Source organism: uncultured Nostoc sp. (assembly GCF_964245575.1).
Lineage (GTDB): Bacteria > Cyanobacteriota > Cyanobacteriia > Cyanobacteriales > Nostocaceae > Nostoc.
The window spans coordinates 5,446-11,427 of record NZ_CAXTNP010000054.1; the positions used below are offsets into that span (position 1 = coordinate 5,446).

General features: G+C 42.3%; 4 protein-coding genes. All 4 read left to right on the top strand.

What is annotated here, in order from left to right:
* Positions 1–180: hypothetical protein (locus ACFFAP_RS11165; protein ID WP_375511280.1), on the top strand; the 180-nt coding region annotated here is incomplete at its 5' end.
* A gap of 52 nt (positions 181–232) precedes the next feature.
* Entirely contained in the window at positions 233–1,759 is a 1,527-nt protein-coding gene (locus tag ACFFAP_RS11170; RefSeq protein ID WP_375511281.1) for a dolichyl-phosphate-mannose--protein mannosyltransferase, read from the top strand.
* Positions 1,760–2,366: 607 nt separating this feature from the next.
* Positions 2,367–3,092, top strand: coding sequence for a transposase (locus ACFFAP_RS11175; RefSeq protein WP_375511282.1), 726 nt, complete (start codon positions 2,367–2,369; stop codon positions 3,090–3,092).
* A complete protein-coding gene (locus tag ACFFAP_RS11180; protein WP_375511283.1) occupies positions 2,986–5,715 on the top strand; it encodes a peptidase domain-containing ABC transporter in 2,730 nt (909 codons plus the stop codon). Before ACFFAP_RS11175 ends, ACFFAP_RS11180 begins: the two co-directional genes overlap by 107 nt.
* The last annotated feature ends 267 nt before the right edge of the window (positions 5,716–5,982 follow it).

Sequence of the window (5,982 nt, forward strand, 5' to 3'; positions counted from 1 at the left end):
CATTCACGAGTATCAAAGACTCGTCGGCGAGTATCAAAGACTCATTCACGAGTATTAAAGACTCGTCGGCGAGTATCAAAGACTCATTCACGAGTATTAAAGACTCGTCGGCGAGTATTAAAGACTCATCCCCTATTCCCCATGCCCAATGCCCAATGCCCAATGACAAATGCCCAATGACAAATGCCCAATCACAAATGCCCAATGACAAATGACAAATGACAAATGACAAATGACTAAAAAATGGTTCCGAATTGGGATGGTGAGTGTATTTCTTCTCTCACTTGCCTTACGGTTTTGGGGACTGGAGCGATTCAACACTCTGGTATTTGATGAAGTTTACTTTGCAAAATTTGGTAATAATTATCTCACGCATACGCCATTTTTTAATGCCCATCCGCCGCTAAGTCAATATATGATCGGCATCGGCATTTGGATTGGCAGTCACATTCCTTTTTGGCACGATACGGTAAATGGACTGACAGGATCGTTGCGATCGCCTTGGACTTATCGGTGGTTAAATGCCCTCACTGGCTCATTTATCCCTTTAGTTGTAGCTGCGATCGCTTATCAATTGAGTTATCGTCGTAGCTTTGCTCTACTTGCAGGTTTATTCACAGCTTGTGATGGCATCTTTCTAGTTGAATCTCGCTATGCTTTAAGTAATATTTATATCGTCATCTTTGGTTTGTTAGGACACTGGTTTTTATTATTAGCATTAGATAACCAAAATCGGCGACGTTCTTTTTGGTTAGTTTTTGCTGGCATTGCTTTTGGTGCGTCAGTCGGTACTAAGTGGAACGGTTTATGGTTCCTCTCAGGTGCTTATCTCATTTGGATAGCAGCTTGGGTAATCTATTTGATATATTCTTTTCTTAACTCCAAAGTCTTTTTTACATCTCCTTCATTGAAGGAAGCAGAAGGCACAAGTCAGGAGGTAAGAGTTAGTACTTATTCTCCCCCATCCCCACCATTACTCTCATCTCAGACACCACTACAAAACCTAACTCAGCTAAATATTTTTCACATGCTGTTTTATCTAGGAATTATCCCAGCTTTGATTTACAGCATTATCTGGATTCCTCACCTTCAACTAGATAAAACTTATGGATTTATTGCAGTACATCAGCAAATTTTAAAGTTTCATTTACATTTAGGTGGCAATAGTCCTAACGTGCATCCTTATTGTGCTGCCTGGTACAAATGGCCGTTGATGACTCGACCAATGGCATATTATTATCAAACGGCTGAAAGTATCACCGATCCTTTACCTGTGATGGGCCCGCCTTTGCCTGCTGGAGCTGGACAAGTTATTTATGATGTCCATGCAATGGGCAATCCATTTTTATGGTGGTTTGGTCTTGCTGCCATATTATTTTTAGTAGGAATGGTGGTGTCACAAGTAGTGATTTTTTGGGTAAAGGAAAAGCGTTTTTCTGTGCCTGAAACTCTTAGTGTTGATACTTGGATTGCCTTGTATTTAGTTATAAATTATGCTGCTAACTTATTACCTTGGGTGCAGGTGACAAGGTGCGTTTTTATCTACCACTATATGTGTGCAGTGGTGTTTGTATTTCTAGCGATCGCTTGGTTTGTCGATCAGTGCCTTCGCAGTTATTATCAACAACTCCGGGCGCTAGGTGTCACTATTACTTTTATCATTCTGGCTGCTTTTATTTTCTGGATGCCCATTTATTTGGGTTTACCCCTCTCACCTCACGATTATAAGCTGCGAATGTGGTTCAACTCTTGGATTTAATTAGAGAAGAATTCCGGAGCAGAGCCGGAGCAGGGCGAAAGCTAATGAACTTAAGCAGTTCAAATCTGAATTTGTCTAAATGCTCTCCCATGACATTCGCGCAATCCCTTAAATACTATTCTCTTGGCTGCTAGATTGCGATAAAACCAATAGGACTAGTACGCCACGGCGTAAATAGAGTAACCATCTAAAATCCCTGCATAGCTTATTCTATAATACTTTTGACTTTTGACTTTTGATTTTTGACTTCCGCCTTGCGGTACTAGTCCTAAAGTAATCAAGCAGACATGATATGACTTTTTTCTCTGCTCACCAGAAATTTATCTTTACAAAACTTTACTAAAATTTAGCGACTATTTTCGGAATTTCTAAATTGGATTTGTAGCCTAATCTATATCTACAAAAGCAATATTCCAAAAAAATTGCCAGAAATATCGCTTAACTAAATTATTTTTTGCATAAAACTAAAACTAAATGGTGATAAGTACTACAGTTGCAAGAAAAACTATTTTTTGCAACTTTTCTACTTAACCTTAGCAATAACTGCCAAATTATGAATCGTTCATAAGATATTCGTGTGTCCACAAATCCACTCAATAATACGTATATGTTCGACTACAATACGAAAATTGAAACAAGATATATAAAAGTAAATAACGGTAAGTATTTAACATCATTTCAGCGTAAATTACTGTTAGTAAGTTTGCAAAAAAGTTTACCTGAATCTTACCGACAACGGATTGAAATCATGTTGTTAGCAGATGAGGGAAAAACCCAAAGGGAAATTTGTCAAACTTTGGGGTGTTGTCCAGCAACAGCAAGGCATTGGATGCACATAGCCCGGACAGGGATGGCGCACCAATGGCAAGATTGCCCCATTGGTCGCCCGAAGGCAATAAATGAGGAGTATTTAGAACGTTTGAAAGAACTGATTAAAAGTAGTCCCCGCGATCATGGCTATGCTTTTCGGCGGTGGACAACAAACTGGCTAGGGAAACATCTAGCGAAAGAATTTGGGATTGAGGTGAGCGATCGCCATATCAAGCGACTACTCAAACAGATGGGATTATCCACACTACCAAAACCCAGCAATTCTGAAGCAAACAGCCATGAGCAGGCTAAGAGTTCCAAAATCTTCATTGGTGACCTGAAATCGGCAGCTATTCCAGATGATTCCGAATTTGTGTCTCTGAACTTCGCAACATTAGGAAAGGATTCAGACATCTATGGCGCACGATATATCTGCTCAGTTGGTTTCTCTGGAACAGTTCAACAATACTCTGGGTTATTCTCTTTCGAGAGAGGAATTTCAATACTGTCTTCAACAAGTTAAATTTATCAACCCGAAAGTTGGCAAATTCTGGCAAGGAACTGATGCTCAACCAGGAATTTATATTGCGATCGCTGGTAAGGTCAGGTTGTTAGATAACGCCGATGAGTTAATCGCCACTTTAGAGCAAGGTGACTCATTTGGGGAATTTACCTTGTTGAAGGAGGTTGACTTTAGACCTTACGCTGCAAGGGCTTCAGTCAACTTACAACTATGCTTTGTTCCGGGTGAAGTGTTATGGCCATTGATGGCTAAATATCCTCAAATTCGGGAGCATTTGTGGGCTAAGGCGCTATCTCGTAATCCTCAACAGGTGGACTCGGATAACACTCCAGTACTGCCATTTGACTCCAAACGGCTGCATGAAACGAAGATTTTGTCAACGCCAGCAGTAAAGCCACGCGAGAAAAAAATAAGCAAAGCCTATTTTCCCAACTCCACGCAGCGAGTCGGGCATTTATTACAGCGTGTGATTCGGCGCTATCCGTTTTTTGCCCAACAGAGTGGATCGGATTGTGGTGCAGCTTGTTTAGTGATGGTGTCTCGTTATTGGGGGAAAAACTTTAGTGTCAATCGCCTGCGGGATATCGCTAATGTTGACCGCAATGGATCGTCACTGCGGGGGTTATCGGCGGCGGCGGAAAGTATTGGGTTTTCCACACGACCTGTGAAAGCGAGTCTTGACCAATTAGCGAAGCAAAAATTGCCTGCGATCGCTCACTGGGAAGGCAAGCATTACATTGTTGTCTACGAAATTACCCCCAAACACGTGATTGTAGCCGACCCCGCCATTGGGCAATGCAGCCTCAGCCATGCCGAATTTAAAGCCAACTGGACTGGCTATACACTGCTGCTGCAACCCACAGCCTGGTTGAAGGATGCCAAAGAGACTACAACTCCCTTTTGGCAATTTTTTGAGTTGATCAAGCCTCACTCTTTAGTAATGCTGGAAGTGTTTGTCGCTTCCTTATTTATCCAGATTTTTGGACTTGTTACTCCCCTATTCACGCAGTTAATTTTAGACCGAGTAGTAGTGCAGCGTTCTGAACTAACCTTAACAGCAGTGGGGTTAGGGTTACTAATTTTTAGTTTATTCCGTGTGGCGATGACGGGGTTACGGCAATATCTGTTAGACCATACAGCGAATAAGCTCGATTTAGCACTGATTGTGGGATTTATTCGCCATACCCTGCGGCTACCTTTGAGTTACTTTGAGTCCCGTTATGTGGGGGATATTATCTCTCGTGTACAGGAAAACCGTAAAATTCAACGCTTCCTCTCCGGTGAGGCGTTATCCATCCTGTTAGATTTAGTCACTGTCTTTATCTATTTAGGATTGATGTTTTGGTACAGCTGGAAAATGGCACTGCTGGTGTTAGTGATTATACCGCCTTTTTTGCTGCTGGCATTGATTGCCACACCTTTTTTACAAAAGATTTCTAGAGAAATATTTAACGCTGTTGCTAATGAAAGTAGCTATCTGATTGAAGCCCTTTCTGGAGTGCGAACAGTTAAATCTACAGCAGTAGAACAGACAGTGCGTTGGCATTGGGAAGAGTTATTAAGTAAGGAAATAAAAACTAACTTTTCCGGGCAAATTATCAGCAATCGCCTGCAAATATTCAGTAACACAATTGAGGCAATAGTAACTACTGTATTGCTGTGGTTTGGGGCGTACCAAGTGATTCACAACCAGCTAACCATTGGGCAATTGGTAGCATTTAATATGCTGCTGGGAAATATTATTAGACCCTTCCAACGATTAACAGTTTTGTGGAATCAATTGCAAGAAGTGGTGATTGCCGTGGAACGCATTAATGATGTGTTGGATGCGGAACCAGAAGAGGATTTGCAGCACCAGGCGCGGCAATCTTTACCACCCATTCAAGGTAACATTCGCTTTGACAACGTGACGTTTCGCTATCACCCTGAAAGCGATATCAATGTTTTAGAAAATCTCAGTTTTGAAGTACACAGTGGGCAAATGGTTGCCCTGGTGGGACGAAGTGGTTCGGGGAAAACCACGATTTCTAAGCTGGTTTTAGGGTTATATTCCCCCACAGATGGCAAAGTGTTGATTGATGGGCAGGATATTACCAGCCTTTCGTTGCGTTCTCTACGCGAACAGGTTGGGGTAGTTGACCAAGATACCTTTTTGTTTGGCGGAACGATTCGGGAAAATATTAGCTTGGCACATCCTGGGGCAACTTTGGCAGAGATTATTGAGGCGGCGCGATTGGCGGGTGCTGATGAGTTTATTAAAAAGTTACCTATGGGTTATGAAAGCCAGATTGGTGAAGGAGGGGGGATGTTATCTGGAGGACAGCGACAAAGAATTGCGATCGCTAAGGCGTTGTTAGGCAATCCCAAGCTGTTGATTTTGGATGAGGCGACTTCCCATCTGGATGCAGAGTCAGAAAGGATTATTCAGACGAATTTAAACACCATTCTTAAGGACAGAACCACCTTAGTAATTGCCCATCGCCTTTCAACTGTGCGTCATGCAGATTTGATTTTGGTGCTAGATCGCGGCGTGTTGATTGAGAGTGGGACTCACCAAGAGTTGATGGCGAAGCGGGGACATTATTTTTATCTCAATCATCAGCAGATGGATGTTGCGGGGTGAAACAAGAGGACAAGCAGGAAGCTTTTCTTGTCTCCCCACTCCCAATACGGTTCGGATAAGACTTGATCCCCCGCCTGCGGCGACCCCTTTAAAAAACAGGTAAATAAGAGACTAAGCCCCCCTTTTTTAAGGCTACGGTGTACACACAAGTCTGAAGTTGTTCAAGAATCTGGGTTTTACCCCACCCTAACCACTGCTTGAATTCAATGAACGATACCTCCAATTCAATAAACGACCACCCGAAATCAATAAATGACCACCCGAATT

Coding starts and splice junctions, on each gene's coding strand:
- ACFFAP_RS11170 (WP_375511281.1), top strand. CDS start 233: ATGACTAAAAAATGGTTCCGAATTGGGATGGTGAGTGTATTTCTTCTC.
- ACFFAP_RS11175 (WP_375511282.1), top strand. CDS start 2,367: ATGTTCGACTACAATACGAAAATTGAAACAAGATATATAAAAGTAAAT.
- ACFFAP_RS11180 (WP_375511283.1), top strand. CDS start 2,986: ATGGCGCACGATATATCTGCTCAGTTGGTTTCTCTGGAACAGTTCAAC.